Here is a 20,501-nt window from a genome sequence, read left to right as displayed (position 1 = left end):
TTTAGCTCAATAAAGCTACCGATTAAGGTCGGCAACCTCGTTCAGGTGAATGTTAAACTATAGTGTCCCGTTAGCGTAATAACCTGACCCTGTATTAATGAATGATACGATTCACCGCACTGTCGAGTTCTTCTTCGAGACCTGTAGATACAAAAACTGCGGCTACTCTCATACCCTGACTTTTCTCAAAATCAATGTCATGATTGCGCAAAGAAGAAGATACCCAATTAACGTACAAAGCAGGTCCACCCAAACAAAACGCGGGTAAGGGTAAAACCTAAATACAGTTTCGAACAAATAAAATACAGGGTATGGAAGAATTAGCCACAGGTTAAGCGAATAGAAGTTTCTGCGCGCCTTGCTATTCCGGTTTCCCGGCAACCGACTGGTCGGCGGCAAATACAACATGTCAACGCGCACAGTGCATTTATATAAAGAATCGATTCGCAAGCAATGCTACCAGCTGTTCGGCTCGTTGGACCGGCTTGAAGCCTATATTTCGGTCGTGTGCACTCACGAGCTCGGACATGCGGAAGATAAACAGTTGTGCCAGTTGGCCGATCGTATGGATCAAGCTATTACGCACCGCGAACGGGCCGAAACAGCGTTGAAGATTGAGGAGCACGCCTGGAAATATGCCGAGCTGCTGCTTCCTAACATCGATCAGGCATTTATCGGAGTCATCATCGAGCAATCGTTGGCGGCATATCGCCTGGAGCTTGGTCCGGAAATCGCATAGCAGAGCCGATTTGCAATAATCAAGGTCAGCACTTCCCGAACCGGGCAGCGCTGACCTTGATTATTGCTATAGCGAAATCTCCAATGGCAATGAATGAGCGAACGCCGGCATCGGAGCTTATTCGTCAATGCCCCGATTATCCGGTATGATGCTTGTCATGTATTTGCTTTAAATCCGCGACAGGATCGTGGATCGGAAAGTATTCCATCCCTACATAACCGTTGTATTCCGTTTGTTTGATGGCGTCGAAAATATGATCGTAATTCAGTTCGCCGATGTATAACTCTTGTCTGCCTGGATTTCCCGCCGCCTGGATATGTGCGATATGGTGGATATTGTTCTGCATCCGTGAAATAACGTGGCCTTCCATGACTTGCACATGATAGATGTCATAGCAAACCTTAATGAGCGGATGGTTTATTTTTTTGACAATATCGAAAGCTTCCTCGGAGGTTGTCAAATAATATCCGCTCAGCTTCTTGTCCACTTTTGTATTGAGCGGTTCGATATCCGTTGTCACCCCGTATTCCTCCAGAACGGGAATGCAGGACTGCAGCCCTTCCACCAGGCTCTGATGCATGGCTTCCCGGGACAGGCCCTCGACTTCAAACCCGACTGTGTGAACCATCGTGCGGCAATCCAAATAACGGGCGGCTTCGGCGGACTGTTTCACAGCTTCCACGATTTGTTCTCTTCGCGCCGGATCGACCAGACTTTCCAATTTTACGACAATCGAAGCGACCTCCATGCCGTAATCGTCCTTCATCTCTTTGATCAGCTTTAAATCTTTGTCATGCCACGACCAGAATTCAATATTTTTCAAACCATTTTCATTTAGCAGCCGCATGCTTTCGAAAATGCTTTTGTCAGGAAATAACGTTTCCGTATTGAAAGACAGCTTCAATTCGTCCACTCCTTCCCCAGTGCGAATATTTCAATAACATGTAACCCGGGGATAAAGGGTTGAATCGCATTGCGGCTGGAATCGCTCTTGCCACAATGTTATGCAGCCATTTCATGTTACATGTTCACGGTGTATTCCAGTTCTCCTGAAGTTTTAAATGGGAGAAAACGCGATTTCTGCCGTTTTGTTTTGCCTTATATAGGGCTAAGTCGGCTTGCTCGATGATATCGTTTTGGTTGCTCTCGAACAGAGACGCAACCCCGATCGAGAGCGTAATATGAATGGTGGTTCCGTCATTTAATTCAAAAGGATGGTCCTGTACGATAAGCCGGATCCGATCGGCAATTTCAAGCGCATGTTGATGAGGACAATCAACCAGCAAAATCGAAAACTCTTCTCCGCCGATACGCGAAATGACATCAGAATCGCGTGACGCTACTTTTAGCAGCTCTCCTACCTGTTTTAACAAACTGTCACCGTTCGGATGCCCGTATTGATCGTTCACTTTCTTAAAATGATCGATATCAAGCAGCATTAATGTCAAATGGCGATTTTTCTCAATGGCATGTGACAATCCTTTGTTGAACTGCAGATCGAAGGTGCGGTGATTATTCAATCCTGTCAGAAAATCGATCGTCGCTTCCTTTTCCATTCGTAAGGAGTAACGCTTTGCCTTTGCCAAAAATAGTGCCAGGTACGCGAAGAACAAACCTCCACTCGACATCATTAAAACATATAATACAGCAGCGCTAAGCCCGTGCCGGTTAATGCCTAAAATGACTACGAAAACGATTGAAGTAAGCACATTGCATATGACTAGCGAATATATCCATTTTTTCACATAAGAAATGCTCATCCTGCAAATCATTCCAACACCGGCAGCGATTACCATAGTATTCGCGGCGGCTATCCAGGTGCTCTCGGTGATCGGGCCGAAACTAAATAAACGCATCAAACTAATAACCAAGCCTGTTATTACGCATGGTAAGAAGCCGCCCCCAAGAGCGGTGAGAATCAATGCAATCTGCCTAAAATCCAGAATCGTGTTATCAAATCTTACTGTAAAAAACATTAGCAGGGTTCCTAACAGCCCCCCTATCAATCCGATCTTTAATTTTTCGAACTTGGTCGGCGTTTCACCAAAAACTCTTTTTTTGAAAATGACTTGGCTGGTTATAAATAAGAATGCCGTCACTATAGCAAAATTTGCGATTATGTCTTGTACGGTATGAAAGAGCTTATCTCCCATAGAATATCTCCTTTACAGCTGATCAATAATTTTTGGAGTACACTAGAATAGCGCTATTCGATATATAGCTTTCCCCCCCGATTCTTGAATTTGATTTCTATCGATGAAACGGGTAAAGGCCGGCTGAAATAATAACCTTGTCCTTCGCTGCAATTTTCTTTTTCCAGATAGGCTAGCTGCAATTCGTTTTCTATTCCTTCCGCCACTACTTTCATATTCAACGTCTGCGCAAGAGAAATAATGGCTGACGTGATGCGTTTGCCGTTCATATCCCGATTAATGTCGTCAATAAAGCAGCGATCGATTTTCACCTTGTCAAACGGATAATTGCGAAGATAGCTCAAAGATGTAAAGCCGGTGCCAAAATCATCTATCGATACCGATATTCCCGATTCTTTTAATTTCAGAAGCGTTTCCTGAATCGAATCGATGTCGTCGAGCAGCACGCTTTCCGTCACCTCAAGCTCCAGCCACTGCGGCGCTAGATCCGCCTTTTCGAGCGTTTGGATTACCGTGTCCACAAAATGATCCTGCAGCAGCTGTTTGGTTGAAATATTGACCGCCACTTTAAACGGGGAGATTCCTTGTTCATGCCAGATTTTAATTTGCCTGCATGCCGTCTCCATTACCCATGTACCGATTGCGATGATCTGTCCGCTTTCTTCGGCAATGGGGATGAAATCCACCGGGGAAACGAGCCCCAGCTTCGGATGATGCCATCGGATCAACGCTTCCATTGCAATAATTTCGCGGGTTTTTATATCCAGAATCGGTTGGTAGTACAACTCGAGCTCTTCATTTGAAATCGCAAACTTGAGATCCCTCTCGATCTCGAGTTTGAAGGCCGCTTTAACATCCATCTCTTCCGAATAGATCGAGTAGCCATTTTTCTTAAACTTCTTGGTATGATACATCGCCGTATCGGCTTTACGCATAAGCTCAACGCTGCTGTCGTTATTTCCCATGCTGAGCGCAATTCCAATGCTGGCCTTTATCGTAACCGAATTGCCTTCAATATCAAAAGGCTCCAGAAGTATGCGGTTAATCTGCTGCGCCAACCGAACGGCTTCTTCAAGCGAGGTTTCAGGGAAAAGAAATGTAAATTCATCGCCGGCTAACCGGCTTACCGTATCGCTCTTGCGAAGATGTTGTGTGAAACGTTCCGAGATCAGCTTCAAAAACTTGTCGCCAAGTTGATGCCCTAATGAATCATTGATAAATTTGAAACGGTCTAAATCTAAAAACATAACGGCAAAGGGATGATTACCCTCACTTGAAAGATTGATCAACTGTTCCACCCGATCCTGAAAAAGCTTTCGGTTGGGCAAGTTCGTCAGCGTATCGTAAAAAGCGAGCTTCTGCATTTGCTGTTCATAAAGAATTTTATGCGTGATGTCTCTTGCTATCCCGTAGGTGCCGATGATCCGACCGTTTACCGTCATTGGAAAATGAGAGGAATTGAGATGTATGATGTCGCCGTCTTTTTTAACGATGCGAAGATCGACACTGACAGAGCTGCCTTGTTTTGCTTCTTCAAAATGCCGGACTGCCGCAGGCAGATCGTCTTCCACGATCAGCGGCATAAACGACATTTCCAATAATTCATCCACCATATAGCCGGTGATAAGCTCACAGGCGGGATTAGCGCTGATGAACTTTCCTGTATCGTCAAAAGAATAAATCGCATCCGGACTGTTTTCAAAAATCGATTTATATTTTTGATTGCTCTCTTCCAACTGCTGCTTAGCAAGCGCTTGCTCCGTGATATCAATGACACTGCCGATTAAAAATGATTTTCCATATATGCGTGCGGTGGAAGCGTGGACTTCGGTGAATAGGATGCTGCCGTCCTTACATACCATACGGATCGGATATCTGGTTTCCGTTTCAAGACCGGCGCTTCTCGTCTCAATATTTTTTTGAATAACAGGAAAATCCTGCGGGTGGAAAATCTTATTAAGAGGAAATTCTTCATTCATTAATAGTTCAGTTTCGTAACCCAACAGATTTGCAAAAAAGGAATTCACGTATAAAAAGGTTTCGTTCTCCAATAGATACATTCCGACGGGCGCATTTTCGATTAAGCTTTTAAACATGGTCTGATAAAAAGGATGATCGGTTTCACAGTCTCGATTTATTCCAGTAAACTCGCTGATGAGGTTGCGTAACCTATTTTTATCAAACAGATTCTCTTCGGGAAAATGTTTCATGGTGATCCTCTCTTGGTGGGGAATGATAGTTAAGGCAGTGGAATGGCTCACTGATGAATGCCTATCACATCATTATAAAATGATTATACAGTTTTGTATCCGAAAAAAACTTGCGGACCCGCGCAATTATTTTCGTACACACTGAAAAACGTGAGACTCACAGCCGCAATCCGATAATACGAATTAAAAAAGTCCTCCTATCAAGGGCTGCTTGATGATCAGGACTTTTAGAGCATCTCCGAGAGCTTTTTAATTTCTGAGCCCTTGCATCAGTTTCAAAGGTATCAACTACAATGACGGAGTTCTCCGCTTCTATTTTCCTTGCAAGTGTCGGCTAAGATTCGGGAAAGCCTCCTCTTTGGAAACCCTTATCATCTCATGCGGAAAAAACTTCAAAAAATACTTTTTTACCTTGGCATGCAAATCTTGTTGATACCACGCTGACAGACCATGTTCTTGATATAACAGGGGCATTCCCAGCCTCTGCGACCGTTTCCCCATCGCTCCGTCTCCAATACTAAGGGTATCGATCCAAATATGCTGCACGATCCCATCCAGCACTTTTGGAAAGTCAGGGGTGAACGGCAGCACGGGAGATATTAACGTTCTCCGATAGTTCAATAGATCAGATGTACCTAGGCCCTAATAAATCAGATCATCTCTAGTTTCAATTCCATGTAATTCACAATAAAATCTATATTTATTCAGGACAGTAAAAATGTCGTCTTGCCCAATTATTTGATCGTTCTCATCAAAATACTGAAGTGAGCCCCCCAATATAAATAGAGTTACAACTTCTTCATCTTCTGTTATAAGCGTATGAATGTCACCTGGTGGCTCAAATATAAAAGTTCCCGGTTTTGCAACCCATTCTCGCCCTTCATATCTCCACTTACCCTGAACATTATAGCCAATTACTGATCCACCAGTGTGTCTATGTCTTCCCAATATCTGATTACTCTTTATCTTAAATAAGTTAATCCACGTTCCTGTGTTTAGATCAAAACGTAAAGGTTTGAAATAGCAAGAGTGATTATCAGTGAACGGTACCCAAGGAAGATCTTCAATGTTCACAATACGCTCTGGCAACTGAAATTTCTCTGCGAGTTTTATAACTGATTCTTCAATTAGGGAATTCATTGGAAGCACCTTCATTCAATTTAGTTAGGTTATATTTATTATTCGAAAACAGCCCCAGTTTTCCCTTTATTTCCATCCGCTGTCTTCACGTTAAACTACCCGTTAGCTTAATAAAAAGAGCAGGCCACCGTAGCACCTGCTCATCCATGTGTTTTTCAACTATCGTTCACCGTTAGTTTAGTCAACCTCACTTTACGGTTGAGGTTGCTGATCTATGCTAAGTGCTCTACTGACGCGAAATTATCTATTCTGTACTTTCCATGATCGTACTTTAGTTTCGTTATCGAACATTCTGGAACAAGGTTACTTTGTACTTCTATAAAACTAGGATGCCAAACGTTCAAGTCGTTTATGGGGATTGTATTAACAAGAAAATCGGTTATTAATCCACCATGAGTAACAATTACAATGTTACTTTCGGGCGGGTGCTTACTTCCTAATTCAGATAACAAAGATGACATACGTGCACAAGCCTGTCTTGTTGAATCACCTACAGGAGGTATATGGTCAGGATCACGCGTACATCGCTCCCACATTTCGACGAATTCATCAAAGGATTGATCAGGTAAGTCCCCCCAGTTAGCACGCTCACGCAATCGTATATCCTCTGTCACCACTGATTTCGTTGCTGATGCAATGTATTCAGCCGTCTCTCTGGCTCTACGGAGTGGACTTGAAACAACTGCTATAACAGGTAAATTCGACAAATGTCTAGCAGTCAATTGCGCTTGCATAATACCAACAGGAGTAATTGAAACATCCCCCATCACCTTTTCCTTTACAGCGTGCCTTACCAAAATGAAGTTTGTTACCATACTATTGCTTATCCCCCTGTGAATTAATTAACCATTAATGCGAACTACTCAAATTCATTCTATTTTACGTTTCCACGACTTGGAAGGTTGCGTTAAACTGCCCGTTAGCTCAACGAGGCTGCCGTTTCATGCCGGCAGCCTCGTCCTGATGTTTATGGAGCTAACGTTACCCGTTAGCTTAATAAAGATTATTTCTTCTTTCTTAATATCCTCCCAGCATAATAAACAAATATTCCAAGTAGCATTAATACCAGGATTTCTAATGTTCTCCATACTGGGCTTGAAACAAATCCAAATGTGACTTTATGTTGAAGATAATCAGCTGATTCGTATGCCTCAACAATATCTGGAACATAATTCATCGTGAGATATAATCCTTGAAGAATCTGAAAAGCATAAAAAACTAATACAAATATTAGTCCTAAAACGAGAGCTCTTATAAATGGTTTTTTCATTGTTACATCCTAAGCTCCTTTTTCGTTTATATAGGTTCCTTTATAGAACTAATGTACCCGTTACTCCAATGATCTGTCGTTCTTTAATTGAATTTATATATTTTAAAGTGTCCATTATCAGATGAATACCTTAAAACATTGCCATCCTTCGGAATACCTTCAAAATAAGCACCGATGCAACCTGTTGTACACCTATGACCAGATAGCAAAATATTAACATCTTTCGTGCCATACGCATCCTGAAGTTGATGCATAAATTCGAAAATTCTCTTTATGAAGCTGTTTATATCTTCAACGCCTCTATACACACTGGAATCAGGAACTACTCCAGCCATCTTTACTTCGCCTCTTTTCAAGGTGTCAGCCTCTCCTAGGTCAAATACATCAAGTTTATTATCGATTATTGCCTTCATACCTGTTGCTATCTCGGCTGTTTGAATAGCTCTTCTTTGAGGTGAAGAATAAACCAAATTAAATTTTATGTCTTTAAGCCTTTCTCTTAGAGACTTAGCTTGTTCTATTCCAAATTCATTTAATTGCAATCCTTGTCTTCCCTGAAGCCTTCCCTCTTTGTTCAGATCTGTTTGCCCATGTCTTATAACGTATATCACTCAATTACCTCCCATGTGTCAACCAATAAATAAACATAGTTAGATTGATATGATGATACCATAAAATGGAAAGCAATATTAACGACTTTGCCACGTTATCCTGCCCGTTAGTTTAATGAATCCACTTTTTCCAAAAACCCTCTCACGTCCTTAGGGGACTTTAGAATGATGACTTCTTTTTCTTGCGAAAGTCTTTGCAGTTTTTCGGAAACTACAGGTTTATGTTTCTTAGGATATTCCCAAACCCACTTCAAAAAGTGAAGACTGATTCTTTCTTCACAGCCCTCTGCCATGTCCGTCCTTTTTTTCTTGCGGTACTGAACTCTTCTCTTTATTACACGGTATAGACACAACCACTTCGACAGGTCTAAAAAAATTATTGTATCCGCAGCCTGCAATCTGATATCCATTGTACCGTTATAGTTACCATCGATAATCCAACACCCACGACTCACCAGTTCCTGTTGAACCGTTCTTTGTTCATCTTTGGGAGTGGTTATCCATCCTGGTTTCCAGAACATTGCATCTAGATGGTATACATCAATAGCTAAACTGTTACCTAACTTTCGAGCCAAAGACGACTTTCCAGAACCTCCGGAACCTATAAGTATTATTTTTTTCATAAAAGAAGCCCTCCGTGGTTCTCGATAAATCTTCATTTCCATAAATCCAAAAAGACATTCCTCATATTACCATGAAACACAATTATAGATAACTGTCCGTTAACTCAACGAGGCTGCCGATTTATGACGGCAGCCTCGTTCTGGTGATTGTTAAGCTATAGTACCCGTTTAGTTTAATGCTCCGCTTCAATCTTCTCAATTAATGCTCGAATTTCGGTTCGTTGGTCAGGTGACAGCTCGTAGAATAGGGAGGTCTCAAGTGATTTAAAGAACCATCCGTTACCCCCAAACTCCAGTTCAATTGTGCTACCGTTCATCTTATCAATGGTCAGCAAACGATAATAATCTGCTGTCGCATCTCCTGTGAGCGGGGTCGCCGTATTCAATATTTGAGTCAATAGACCAATATCCTCGGGTGTTTCAATAACTCCCGTCACCATGTCATTTGGACCAGTCGAAATGGAAACTTTAGAAATATCTTCGCCATTAATTTCAAATAACTGTTGTACCACGGTATCCGTTTTCTCAGTTTCTTTTATGCTCGATTCGGGCTCATTTAATTGGACGTCTCTTCCGCAAGCTGTTAAGAATATCGTAAAAACCAAGAGAAGTAGAAGTAACGCAAATGCTGTCCTCTTCATTAAAATCCCCCTCTTATTTCTGATGAATAAAACTTATAAGTTAGACGACTTATCAGTAAGTATTGTTGCGCTAACCTGCCCGTTAGCTCAACGAGGCTGCCGTTACATGCCGGCAGCCTCGTTCTGGTGATTGTTAAGCTATAGGTACCCGTTAGCATAATGAATTTCCGACCACCAAGGGATTAGTCCAAAGGAGATCTTCACGGATCGTTGGCCGAATAGCTCGAAGTGTGAATACGAAGTTATGTGAAGTACCCCACTCCATGATTTACTACAATCGGTTTTCTAAATCATTTATAATTTTCAACCAGGTCTTATAATCTTCCGACTCTTCCCAAAGTTCTTTTAGCTCAGAATCCTTTTTTATCTTCTTAATAGCTTTCTTTGCAACTGGTAATAAGCTTTTTCCTTGACCTTTATGCAACTCGATCCATTCTTTAAGCCCTTCTACATAACTCGATTCATTCTTTAGTTCCTCACCTGGTTTACCTTGAAGTGCAGCAAGAATTTCAATTGCTCCAACTGCATTTGAAGCTAAGTCAGCTTCTAAATAATCTTCATCGATTACTGTTTCAAGGGTTTCATTGATAAATTCTAAACCTTCAGATTCAATAAGTTCAGCTTTCCAATCCAATACATCATCATTCTCGAATATTCCAGTTCCCCATGCTCCCATGTTAGACACTCTCCAGTTTGAATTTACGCAAATTCTCCATACTTGGAGTATTCGCGAGGTGATTAAACAATCCTGCCCGTTAGCGTAACGAGGCTGCCGTTGAATCCGCGGCAGCCTCATTGTTTAGTTTATGAACTATCGTTCTCCGTTAGTTGAATTCTAATTTTGAGGAAAAGTTTCCAAAGGTTCTGATATTAAACTCATTAATGAGCATTTTCTTAAATATAGTGTCATCTATTGCCTTTTTAGTTTCTTTACCATTATTCAATTCGATAAAAGAGGTATTCGTTAATATTATTATTCCTCGTTCATTTACCTTTGTGACTAATGGTTTTTTATTAAAACGTGATTCGGGATGTTCTATGATTAACTTCTGCACTTCATTCAGCACGGAAAAATCTTTTACTTCCTCTGTGGAATCAAATATATACCCTAATTTCCAATCTTCCTGTCTATGTTTTAATCTAATATATAAAAAATACTCACCGTCTTTACTACGGTTTTTTTCCACTCTAAATTCTCCATTATGAGATTCAACAACACTTCCACTTAAGGGTATAGGTCTTAAAGGTAAGTTTGCTCCGAAACCAGTATCAACTACATATTGTTGATCTTCATGAGTGATTAAATTTAAAATATGTGTCTTTCCAGCGGCACTCCACTGTTTTTCATTATGGTCGTATGTTCTACCCCTAACAAGGGTCGAAGTAAATCCATTTTCAATTAAGAATAAATGCAGAATAGTATTGAGCTCATAACACAGCCCGCCCTCATTTCTAGTAATTATTTTGTTTATTAAATTCTCTTTCGTAATATTTCTTGCACTATTGTCAATGACACAAAGATTTTCAAATGGTATCTCTCGTGCAAATCTTTCAAGAAAAACATCTAAGTTATCAAACTGTATTGTTTCATGAGATAACATTCCAATTCTTTGCCGAAATAGTGTATTTAAATTTTTCAAATCGGATTAACCTCCAAACATTCTTACTTAATCTACCTAAGCCTATGGACATTATTGTCCGCTACTGCAAGCAAGGATTGTCGTTTAATCATAATTTAAACCTCCCTTTAGAGCAATTAATTATAGATTGCTTCAAATAGGTGTCACTGTTGCATTCAATGCGGCAGCCCTTAGAAAATAAGTATTAGACTGATCCTTGAAATTGAAGAGGCGAAAGTCAAGGACAAGAAAATAAAGTCCTATACTGTCGCTTTTTCATTCAACCTAACGTTACCTGATTGTTGAACATCACATTAGTCTTTTGAATAGTATTATTGTACTGCGCAGCTGGAAAGTTTTCTTCTTAAAGATAAGCGCCCCTACAGATCAAAAAGAGATAGTGAGCTAATCATTTACATCTTCCTTGCATATTTCACTAACTAGCTGCCATAACGCGTTGTTTTCTTTATTTTCCGGTCCAAGCCTATTACAATTTTCATAATTAAGGATTTGAATTTCTTTATTTTTTACATTAATCCTTAATAAATTTTTCAAAGGTAACTAATTATTTTGTCGTTTGTTAACTTCAATTGTAATGAACTCCGGTAAATAGCTGGGAGTACATCCTTTTGCTACTATTTCATCTTTGTAAAGACCCGTTTTCTCACCAAGTTTAATACAACGTGCCCGATTCTTTTCATCATAAACGCCTATCCAGCCTGCGGTGAAATTCATAGCCCATTGAACTTCCGGTTCTTCCTGCGTAATATTAGCTTCTAATGTAGATAGTAAGTCTGCGGTGTTATCAGGCGGTGTTTGTCCAGTCCATCTCAATCGCGCTTGATAATACCAGAAAGCTCGCCTTTGAAGAGCAGAAGGGCTATTTTCCCATGACTCCATCAATGCAATTGTCTTCTTGTCTTTGGTGAGCTGATTAGCCATAAACCAATCCATTAAGTTATTTCGCTCATCAAAAGTGTGAGTCTGCATATCCTTCTCAAGCTTATTTAGCACTCCTTGTGAAAGAAGATTTTTATCCATAATTAAGATTGCTAATAGTCTGGGCAAAAACTCTTCGGTTGACCAAAGTTCCATAGCTAGTTCGTGATCTTTTTTAATGTCCTTTGCGATTTTTCGTAAGTCGCCTAGCTTAGTTTTACTATTGATCTGAGGTAGAATGTTTTCTGCTTTTGAAGAACGTTTTATTTCTGTACCTTTATTTTCATTCATTTTATACAACTCCTTTATTAAAGCACTGTTTCATAATATGTCCTTGATGGGATATATCAAGAACTTAATTTCGTTATAAGTCTTATTGCAGTGGTGTGCCTCCAAATTTTAGCTTTTAAATATTGTAACATTATTAAAGCTTTCTCCACCTATAATCATGACTTATGCAGTTCATGAGATTAATCGGAAATTGTGAGAATCTATGCTTGAATAAACCGGTCACATGGTCATGGAGAGATGCTTGGGCCAGTATGCGGATATAAGACTTGCAAAGCGTCGTGCTTCTGTGTCAAAATCGATGTGGATTCGCTTTAAACCCTTGTGGTTTCTTATGCGAACCTGGCAACGAGTGTGGAAGAGACCGCGAACCATTTCGCCATGGGTGTGGCTCTCATCACTCGTTTTTTTTTATTCACTCGCCGCCAATCGATTTTTTTATAACTCGGTTCTTTGTTGACGATAATTGTTTGTTTGAACAGGCGCTGTTCGACGCCGAGATACCGGGGACCGATCCCGCCTAATTGCCGATCGATTTCTTGAAGAGTGTGCGTTAGCCGCTGCTCTTCCTCCGGATGAATGCTCTGAACGGACATAACTACCTCCATCAAATGTGTGTCATTTACTAACCGTTACGATATAAAAAAGATAAATAGAGTACCATTTTCAGACCGACTATGCAACAGACAATACCATAAATTACGTTCCGTGGACAAAACAAACGGCCTCGAAATGATCGAGGCCGCTGGAACATACCGGTTTTCAGTTATATCCGAGTAGAACAAACGTTCACAGTGCAGAACGCGCATGTGCTGCAACAGAGCCGCGGAAATCGGGTCTGCCGTCTGCTGTCCACAACAGCTCCGCTACAAATGTATGGCGGTTCGGATCGTAGAGCGGATCTCCTACAATGTCCTTGTACGTTCTTGCGTGGAACACAAACAGCGTCTTCTCACCATCCGCTGAAACCGTGAAGTTATTATGACCGGGACCATAAATAGAGATGCTCTCATCTGTCGTGAGAACCGGCACTTGCGATTTGCGCCATGAGGTGGCATCGAGCAAATCCGCATCCGCATCGGCTTCAAGCAGGCCCATGCAATAATTGAAATCAGTAGCGCTAGCCGAGTAAGAGAGGAATACCCGATTACCCTTGCGGAGAAATGCCGCGCCTTCGTTCACTTTATAGCCGATGATCTCCCAGTCATATTCCGGCGTAGTAATCATCGTTTGCGGCCCAGTCAACGTCCACGGATTGCTCATTTTAGATATGTACAGATTAGAGTTACCTTCGATTTTCGGATCCTTTTGTGCCCATACGTAATAGCGGCTGCCATTATGCTCAAAGGTAGTGGCATCGAGGGCGAAGCTTTCCCAAGCGGTACGAACCTGCCCTCTTTCCGTCCAGCTGCCTTCCAGCGGATTGGCATTTTCATTCTCCAGCACGTACATCCGATGGTCAAACAAACCATCCTTTGTTTCCGTCGTATGTGCAGCAGCGAAATAAACGTACCATTTCCCATCGATAAAATGCAGTTCAGGCGCCCAAATATTGGCACTAAGGATACCAGTCTCGCGCTTTCTCCAGATAACAACAGGAGTTGTTGTAACAAGCCCCTCAAAGTTCTGTGCCCTGCGGATTTCGATACGATCATACTCTGGTACGGATGCCACGAAATAATAATAACCGTCCGAATGTCGGTAAATAAAAGGATCAGCTCTTTGCACGATCAAAGGTTTCATGGCGTATAACTCCTTTTGTTGAACTCTCCAGCCTATCAACTGTGTCATAAGTATAAATACTAACCTTTAACAGCACCTGCAGTCATACCGTCAATGAAATATCTCTGGAAAGCGATAAACAGTACGAAAATTGGAATGATGGAGAAGAAAGAGCCCACGATCAAAAGGTCATAGTTATTCCCATAAGGAGTTAACAAAGTTTTCAAACCGATTGGAAGTGTAAATTTACTCTGATCTCCCAGCACCATGAATGGCCACAAAAGATTATTCCAGCTATTCATACCATTCAGAATGGCCATTGCCGCAAAGGAAGGCTTCATTATCGGCATAATCAGTCTGAAATAAATCGCATATTCGTTGGCGCCATCAACTCGCCCAGATTGAATAATTTCTTTGGGTATGCTTCTTAGATATTGCCTGAAGAAGAATATCGTCCCGGCATTCGCTATACCCGGTAAAATGACAGCTGAATAGCTATTCACCATATGCAAGTCATTAATTAGGCTATACAAAGGAACCAGCAATATTTCGAAAGGCACCATCATAATGAGTAAAACACATATAAAGAGGAAGTTCTTACCTTTAAAATCATATGCCGCAAAACCATATGCAACAAAAGCGCTTACAAAAAGGGTGAAAACCACTTGAACGATTGTTAAAGTCATACTGTTCCAAAACCATACAAAATAATCATGTTGTCCAGTAAACAGATAGTTGAAATTATTAAAGCTCATCATTTTAAAATCCAAACTTAAGTTAAGACCATATCTTATTAATGATTCACCTGGTTTAAAGGAAGATAGGGCCACTGCATAGAATGGAATCATAATTATAACGAACAGTATAATAAAGATACTAATCATAACAATTTTAGCAATTAAGTTATTCTTCGATTGACTTGCGCCTATTTTAATCCTCCTCCTTTTTGAACATTCCACTAAATTTCAACTGCGTTAAATTGATAACCATAGCAATGACTAACAGAACGATACCAACCGCAGCTGCATAACCCAGCTTATTCTTCTCAATCCCTTGTCTGTACAGATAACCGACAATGGTTAAGCCAATATTTTTCGGTGAATTGTTACCGTTAAACATCATTAAGCTCTCGGTAAACATTGCCAAACCTGCATAAACACTAATTGTCGTCACATATATCGTGGTCGGCTTCAATAATGGCATTGTAATCGCTCTAAACTTTTGCCAAGCAGATGCCCCGTCAATTGATGCAGCCTCATAATATTCATTGTCAATGCTTTTCAAACCGGATAGATAGTACAGCATATTAACGCCTGTCCATCTCCAACATGCAAGTATTAACAGTGCCGCCATACTCCATTCTCCGTCTTTCAAGAATTTAACAGGCTCTACACCAAATAAACCTAGGAAACTGTTCATTAATGAACCTTCCATTTCGCCGAATGTAAGGCGGAAAATGGTACCCGCAACTGCGACAGATGTCAATGCAGGGAGAAAGAACGAAGATTTAAAAAACTCTCTTCCCATCATTAACTTACTGTTTATCATAACGGCGAATAACATTGGAAAGGGGATTAACAGCACTAAGGTTCCCAGCATGTACACCACGCTGTTTTTAATAGCAGTCAAAAACACTTTATCTGTCAATAATTTCGAATAATTCGCTTCACCAATCCACTTAGGATCCTGTCCCAACATCCTATCTTGAAAACTCATTACGAATGAATTTGCAAGCGGATAAGACCAGAATATTAAGAATATGAGTATGAATGGCAATACAAAAACATAAGGTGCAACTTTTTGAGAGTATACAAATTTCTTTATCATATTCTCAATCTCCCTTGACTATGATTAAACCTGCCGACTACTATACCTGCCGACAGGTTTAATCAAAATCATTTACTTATTATGTTTATTTCAATTCTTGTTCAATTGCTGCTTGTGCTTCATCCAGAGCTTCCTTCACATCTTTGCCATCCTCAAAGATAGCATTCAAAGTAACCGTATTGAAGATATTGCCGATCGTCGGTGAAGCTTTAACGGATTTGATCGCTTGAATTTCGTCTTTAATTTCATTCAAAGTATCAAATGCATTTGTTTTGAAGTATTGGACGTACTCGTTATCAGGGTTTTTCGTTACAGAATCATCTTTCCATACATCCATGTTGATTGGGTCAAATCCAAGCGTATTCCAGATTTCAGTAGTAGCTTCTTTTGAAAGCTTAGCAAAAGCTACAAATTCTTTTGCCAACTGAACGTTTTTACCACTCTTAGTAACAACTGTACCTGTACCGCCCAAACCAACGGAACGTGGGTCGCCTTCTTTAAATACAGGCAATGGAGCAATTGCATACTTACCTTTAAGATCCTTCATTTCGTTTACGAAACGTGACATATACCATTCAGGCATTAATGCACTTGCGTAGTTGCCCTTGTTGTATTCGCCTTTTGCTTCTTCTGTATCCGGTTGTCCGCCTGGGATCGTCTGAATAACATTATTCTTCTGCAGGTCAACTAACATTTCAAGCGCTTTAACCATTTCAGGCGAGTTAACTTTTGGATTGCCATTCTCATCTGTAAAATCAGAATTTTGCTGAGCAAGCAGCAGCGATTCTTGCCAAATAGCTGATGTATCAGCAGTTCCTAAGTACTTGCCAGTTTTTTCGAATACTTTGATACCTGCTTGTTTGTAATCTTCCCAAGTTTTAATCGTCTTGTAGTCAACACCTGCTTCTTCGAGAATTTCAGTGTTGTAGAAAGCAAGCGTTGCACCTACGTGATAATCAAATCCATAAACCTGGTCAGCTTTGCTGTAAATCGCGACACGTGCAGGAACGACAACGTCTTTGTATGGTGCGAAAACATCATTCAAAGGTTCCAGTGAAACGTTGTCACCTTCCAAGAATTTAGGGAATTGACCAAGCTCGATATCCGCGATATCAGGAGCACCTTTTCCACTCGTAACCGCCAATAAGAGCTTGTTATGCATATCATCATAAGGCATAACCGATACATTTAACTTAATCTGTTTGTCTGGGTTCGCTTGGTTCCATAACCCCAGCATTTTATCCAAATGCTTGCCGTGCAAATCTACGAATGTCCAGAATGACAATTCTGTTGCATTCTCACCAGCATTAGCGCCTAACTGCGTTGTTTCCGATGTTGAATCGGAAGACTTACCACATGCCGACAAAACAAGTGACAGAATAAGGATCGTAACGATAGAAATTAAAGTACTGCGTTTTTTCATTTGTTCGTCATCCTCTCTTTTTGTTGTTAAACGTTTAAAAATGGGTTGACTAGTTAGAAATGTTAATTTAAGCGGTTACAATTTAACATTGGCACCACTATCCTTAACATTGTTCTAACCGTTTACTGAAAAGACCCCTTCGTACTCCTTCTCAGATTCAGTATTGTAAGCGCTTTACATCTCGTATTATAATGTATATGTAATATGGTTTATATAACCAATTGATTATAAAATCATAAAATTTATGGGGAGATGCGGCAAGTTGAAAAAGCTGGCGCTCTACAAGCAAATTCAAGAAGATATTATGAGGAAAATAAAATCAGGGCTGCTTCGGCCAACGGACCGCATCCCTTCTGAGCAAGAACTAATGGATGAATTCAAAGTAAGTAAAATAACAGTCAAGAACGCCTTAACCCTACTAGCTGACGAAGGATTAATTATACGCATACAAGGCAAGGGTACATTTGTCTCCGCCAACCTCGATGTTTATAACATCGATGCGCCGCCATCTTTACGCAGCGTATCGTCCTTACCACTCGTCGGCTACATCATTCCGACGATGACAACCCGTGTTATTCAGAAGCTCGTCGACTACACGGAACAATTCCTGCAAGAAGCGGGCCTCAGCATGGTACTGAGCATCACGCGCGAGTCCTCCACTATCGAATCGAACGCCATTCGCACACTGACGGATATCGGTGTACAGGGGCTAATCGTTTTTCCGACAGAAGATGAGAAGTACAACGAATCGCTGCTGCGTCTGTCGCTCGATAAATTCCCATGCGTGTTCATCGACCGGTATCTGCGCAACATTGAGACGTACACCATTACATCTGACAATTACGGCGGTGCGTACAAGGCAGTCTCCTACTTGCTGTCCAAGGGTCATCAGCGGATTGCGCTCATCTCGCCTGAGAACGCCAATACAGTCGTCGAGGATCGCACGTTCGGCTTCGAGAAGGCGTACACAGATCAAGGCATATCGATCGACAAGAGCTTGTGGTGTCACATTCCTCTCGACATTCTACGGAGTGAGCAGGCGTTGGACTATGTAAGCGACTTCTTACAGGAGCGCAGCGGAATCACTGCAGCCTTCACCTTGACTGAGGAAACCGCACGCCTTACATCAGCCGCCATCAGTCGTTTGAACCATCACACAAACATCGAATTGCTATCTTTCGATAATCCTCATCTAGCACGCGTGGCTTATGTGCAGCAGGATGAACAGGAGATGGCACGAACAGCCGTAAGACTGTTACGTGAACAAATGGACAATATATACTCGCCGAAGAACGCTGTCATTCCCGTGCAGCTCATCTTCCCTAGCAGCTAGAGAAGGGTGTCTTCTTCGCATCCCAGCTGCATAGAGTATAGCAATATAGGATAAAGGTGGGAGCACCCTGAAAATATTGAAAGGAATCAGAGGCTTTGCGGTAGGGTTGTTGGCGGGTTGACTTCTTATGCTCGCCGTGCCGACGTTTGCCGTCACGGTCAAGCAATATCTATTGGTTAAAGCGGGTTATCCCGTGTACGTCAATGGACAAGTACACGAGTGGGGAGCAGCCAATTTTGAACTATCAAGGTAACACCTATGTTCCGATGAGATCGGTCGGCGATATTCTGGTCAAAATATCCAGCAAGCTTGTCATTGGCCAGCGGCGAGCAATTTCTCCTTTGATCCGAATTAAGTTCACTGGCTCCGCTTGCGGTTCTAAAGGTGAAAGCGAGATCCAGCCTGACCTTGAATCATTTCCTGTTTAAGTGCCGTGATAAAGGAGTCTGCATCCAGCGGCTGATTTAAGATTACATGATTGTCATGCCCTCAGCCCTCGTTCAACCGTATATGTTATAGGCGATTGTAGCAATGGGCATAGCCTCCCAATTTTGCCTATATATGCTGTCCAAGTGGATCGCAACCCCCTATTCTGCCCAAGGGTACCAGGGTTTTGAAAGATTATTCGGAAAAACAACCATCAAAATTGTAGCTTTGGCAAGCTTGCCGCTCCTTTTGCTCAAGATCTCTTTCATTTCAGTCAGTTATGCCGATATCATGCAGCAATTTGTTTTTCCTTCTATGGACCGAGAATGGCACATTGTGTTTCCTTTTATCCTTAGCTGCTATTTGGCGCTGTTTGGAATGGAAAACATGGTACGGTTCGTAACGGTCGTGTTCATTGGAACGATTTGGATCTTCTTTTTGTATATTCCGTTTTTTTTGGTGCAATCAAATTCGATTCACGATCTATACCCTCTCATTCCGATTGGCCCAGAGCCGTTTGCATGGAAATCACTATTGCTCGTTTTTTCGTCGTTATCCGGACCTGAATTTTTAATCGCTATTTCATACTGGCTGAATCCGCAACGGAAAATGCTAAAATATTTGACGATCGCTAACGCCATCTCGGTCGGCGAGTATCTCTTTATTTCCATTGCGTCCTTGCTCTTCTACGGCTCCAAATACTTGCCAACCATCAAATACCCGAACGTGGAGATGGGGCGCTACCTGCAATCTCCTATATTCGAAAGGGTCGATATTATTCTGATCTCGGCATATATGTTCAGCTGCCTTTACTCGATCGCCTTGTTCGTGTTAATGATATATGGCGCATCTCGTATTCTAGGCAAGACGAAGACAAGCACTACGCGTATTGGGCTCATCGTTAGCGGCTGTGCGGCGATGGCCGTCACTCTTCCGATCAGTAAATGGTTTTGGGAGCCCGGGCTCGAACAGGCCTTTTGGCTCGACCTGCAGATGTGGGCAGGATCCGCCACTTATTTGTTATCACCTCTCCTCATTTGGATCGCTATCAAGCGCAAAGCCAGGACAACGTCATGAAACGCTTCGTACGAGCAACGCTTATGCTGCTATCGTTTTCTTTGTTGACATTCGCATGCGGTTGCGTCCTCTTACCAGAAAACAATATGATCGAAGAAATCACGCCGATCATTTTCTGGTCCGTACAGGGTGGAGGAGAAGAAGACGGAAAGATAACAATCAGCACGCTCGTCCCTCCTCTTATCAAGGAGAAGAAGCGAGTCCTTACCCTTAAGGTCTCTCTATTGAATGAAGGCAATAAGGGGTTTAATTTGAACTATTATAACGAACTGAAAGCCGGTCAAATCCGCTTGCTGTTCGTGGACGAAGCTTATGCGAAACGGGGACTGACCCGTCTTATCAATACCGTCCTGACCGATCCGAACATTTCGCAACGGCTGTACTTAGTCATCACGAAAGGCAACTTTAATGAACTCCTCGCCAAACACTTGGATGAAACAGATAATATCGATTAATACCT

Annotated in this window: 21 protein-coding genes and 1 pseudogene; 5 read left to right on the top strand and 17 right to left on the bottom strand. The window is 41.6% G+C overall.

Annotated features, from left to right (window positions below; genetic code table 11):
• The first annotated feature begins 406 nt into the window (after positions 1–406).
• Entirely contained in the window at positions 407–739 is a 333-nt protein-coding gene (locus tag ACN6MW_RS29790) for a hypothetical protein (protein WP_419873352.1), read from the top strand.
• 136 nt (positions 740–875) lie between these two features.
• Here ACN6MW_RS29790 and ACN6MW_RS29785 read toward each other — a convergent pair whose 3' ends face one another.
• From ACN6MW_RS29785 to ACN6MW_RS29705, 17 genes and pseudogenes are all read right to left on the bottom strand, one after another.
• Positions 876–1,652: a TIM barrel protein gene (locus ACN6MW_RS29785; RefSeq protein WP_419873351.1), complete on the bottom strand. Its 777-nt coding sequence runs from the start codon at positions 1,650–1,652 to the stop codon at positions 876–878.
• Positions 1,653–1,767: 115 nt separating this feature from the next.
• Complete coding sequence (locus ACN6MW_RS29780; RefSeq protein ID WP_419873350.1) at positions 1,768–2,892, bottom strand: GGDEF domain-containing protein; 1,125 nt, start codon at positions 2,890–2,892, stop codon at positions 1,768–1,770.
• A gap of 53 nt (positions 2,893–2,945) precedes the next feature.
• Positions 2,946–5,102 (bottom strand): EAL domain-containing protein, encoded by a 2,157-nt coding sequence (locus tag ACN6MW_RS29775; RefSeq protein ID WP_419873349.1) that lies wholly within the window; start codon positions 5,100–5,102, stop codon positions 2,946–2,948.
• Positions 5,103–5,744: 642 nt separating this feature from the next.
• Entirely contained in the window at positions 5,745–6,242 is a 498-nt protein-coding gene (locus ACN6MW_RS29770; protein ID WP_419873348.1) for a 2,4'-dihydroxyacetophenone dioxygenase family protein, read from the bottom strand.
• Positions 6,243–6,454: 212 nt separating this feature from the next.
• Positions 6,455–7,057: a histidine phosphatase family protein gene (locus ACN6MW_RS29765; RefSeq protein ID WP_419873347.1), complete on the bottom strand. Its 603-nt coding sequence runs from the start codon at positions 7,055–7,057 to the stop codon at positions 6,455–6,457.
• 188 nt (positions 7,058–7,245) lie between these two features.
• Positions 7,246–7,449: pseudogene (locus tag ACN6MW_RS29760) on the bottom strand (hypothetical protein); the annotation flags it as partial.
• A gap of 146 nt (positions 7,450–7,595) precedes the next feature.
• Complete coding sequence (locus ACN6MW_RS29755) at positions 7,596–8,123, bottom strand: histidine phosphatase family protein (protein ID WP_419873346.1); 528 nt, start codon at positions 8,121–8,123, stop codon at positions 7,596–7,598.
• Positions 8,124–8,230: 107 nt separating this feature from the next.
• Positions 8,231–8,746, bottom strand: a complete 516-nt coding sequence (locus tag ACN6MW_RS29750; protein WP_419873345.1) for a DNA topology modulation protein — start codon at positions 8,744–8,746, stop codon at positions 8,231–8,233.
• A gap of 173 nt (positions 8,747–8,919) precedes the next feature.
• Entirely contained in the window at positions 8,920–9,387 is a 468-nt protein-coding gene (locus ACN6MW_RS29745; protein WP_419873344.1) for a hypothetical protein, read from the bottom strand.
• Positions 9,388–9,658: 271 nt separating this feature from the next.
• Positions 9,659–10,063: a DUF4259 domain-containing protein gene (locus ACN6MW_RS29740; protein WP_419873343.1), complete on the bottom strand. Its 405-nt coding sequence runs from the start codon at positions 10,061–10,063 to the stop codon at positions 9,659–9,661.
• Between the two features lie 148 nt (positions 10,064–10,211).
• Positions 10,212–11,027: an arylamine N-acetyltransferase family protein gene (locus ACN6MW_RS29735; RefSeq protein ID WP_419873342.1), complete on the bottom strand. Its 816-nt coding sequence runs from the start codon at positions 11,025–11,027 to the stop codon at positions 10,212–10,214.
• A 540-nt stretch (positions 11,028–11,567) separates the two neighbouring features.
• Positions 11,568–12,236, bottom strand: coding sequence for a DNA alkylation repair protein (locus ACN6MW_RS29730; RefSeq protein ID WP_419873341.1), 669 nt, complete (start codon positions 12,234–12,236; stop codon positions 11,568–11,570).
• 329 nt (positions 12,237–12,565) lie between these two features.
• Positions 12,566–12,829: a hypothetical protein gene (locus ACN6MW_RS29725; protein ID WP_419873340.1), complete on the bottom strand. Its 264-nt coding sequence runs from the start codon at positions 12,827–12,829 to the stop codon at positions 12,566–12,568.
• Between the two features lie 193 nt (positions 12,830–13,022).
• Positions 13,023–13,976, bottom strand: coding sequence for a glycoside hydrolase family 43 protein (locus ACN6MW_RS29720; protein ID WP_419873339.1), 954 nt, complete (start codon positions 13,974–13,976; stop codon positions 13,023–13,025).
• A gap of 59 nt (positions 13,977–14,035) precedes the next feature.
• Positions 14,036–14,839, bottom strand: a complete 804-nt coding sequence (locus ACN6MW_RS29715) for a carbohydrate ABC transporter permease (protein ID WP_419876485.1) — start codon at positions 14,837–14,839, stop codon at positions 14,036–14,038.
• A gap of 46 nt (positions 14,840–14,885) precedes the next feature.
• Positions 14,886–15,782 (bottom strand): carbohydrate ABC transporter permease, encoded by an 897-nt coding sequence (locus ACN6MW_RS29710; protein ID WP_419873338.1) that lies wholly within the window; start codon positions 15,780–15,782, stop codon positions 14,886–14,888.
• Between the two features lie 85 nt (positions 15,783–15,867).
• Positions 15,868–17,205 carry an ABC transporter substrate-binding protein gene (locus tag ACN6MW_RS29705; protein WP_419873337.1) on the bottom strand — a complete coding sequence of 446 codons (1,338 nt, stop codon included), beginning with the start codon at positions 17,203–17,205 and terminating at the stop codon, positions 15,868–15,870.
• Positions 17,206–17,467: 262 nt separating this feature from the next.
• On the opposite strand from ACN6MW_RS29705, the gene ACN6MW_RS29700 reads away from it, so the two are divergent.
• From ACN6MW_RS29700 to ACN6MW_RS29685, 4 genes are all read left to right on the top strand, one after another.
• Complete coding sequence (locus ACN6MW_RS29700; RefSeq protein WP_419873336.1) at positions 17,468–18,538, top strand: GntR family transcriptional regulator; 1,071 nt, start codon at positions 17,468–17,470, stop codon at positions 18,536–18,538.
• 236 nt (positions 18,539–18,774) lie between these two features.
• Entirely contained in the window at positions 18,775–18,966 is a 192-nt protein-coding gene (locus ACN6MW_RS29695; RefSeq protein ID WP_419873335.1) for a hypothetical protein, read from the top strand.
• Positions 18,967–19,069: 103 nt separating this feature from the next.
• Positions 19,070–20,041: a GerAB/ArcD/ProY family transporter gene (locus ACN6MW_RS29690; RefSeq protein WP_419873334.1), complete on the top strand. Its 972-nt coding sequence runs from the start codon at positions 19,070–19,072 to the stop codon at positions 20,039–20,041.
• Complete coding sequence (locus tag ACN6MW_RS29685; protein ID WP_419876516.1) at positions 20,038–20,496, top strand: hypothetical protein; 459 nt, start codon at positions 20,038–20,040, stop codon at positions 20,494–20,496. The genes ACN6MW_RS29690 and ACN6MW_RS29685 overlap by 4 nt, the downstream gene beginning before the upstream one ends.
• Positions 20,497–20,501 lie beyond the last annotated feature (5 nt).

This window comes from Pristimantibacillus sp. PTI5 (genome assembly GCF_048572955.1).
In the GTDB taxonomy this organism is placed as follows: Bacteria; Bacillota; Bacilli; order Paenibacillales; family Paenibacillaceae; genus Pristimantibacillus.
This window is presented reverse-complemented; position numbering and strand designations above follow the sequence as displayed.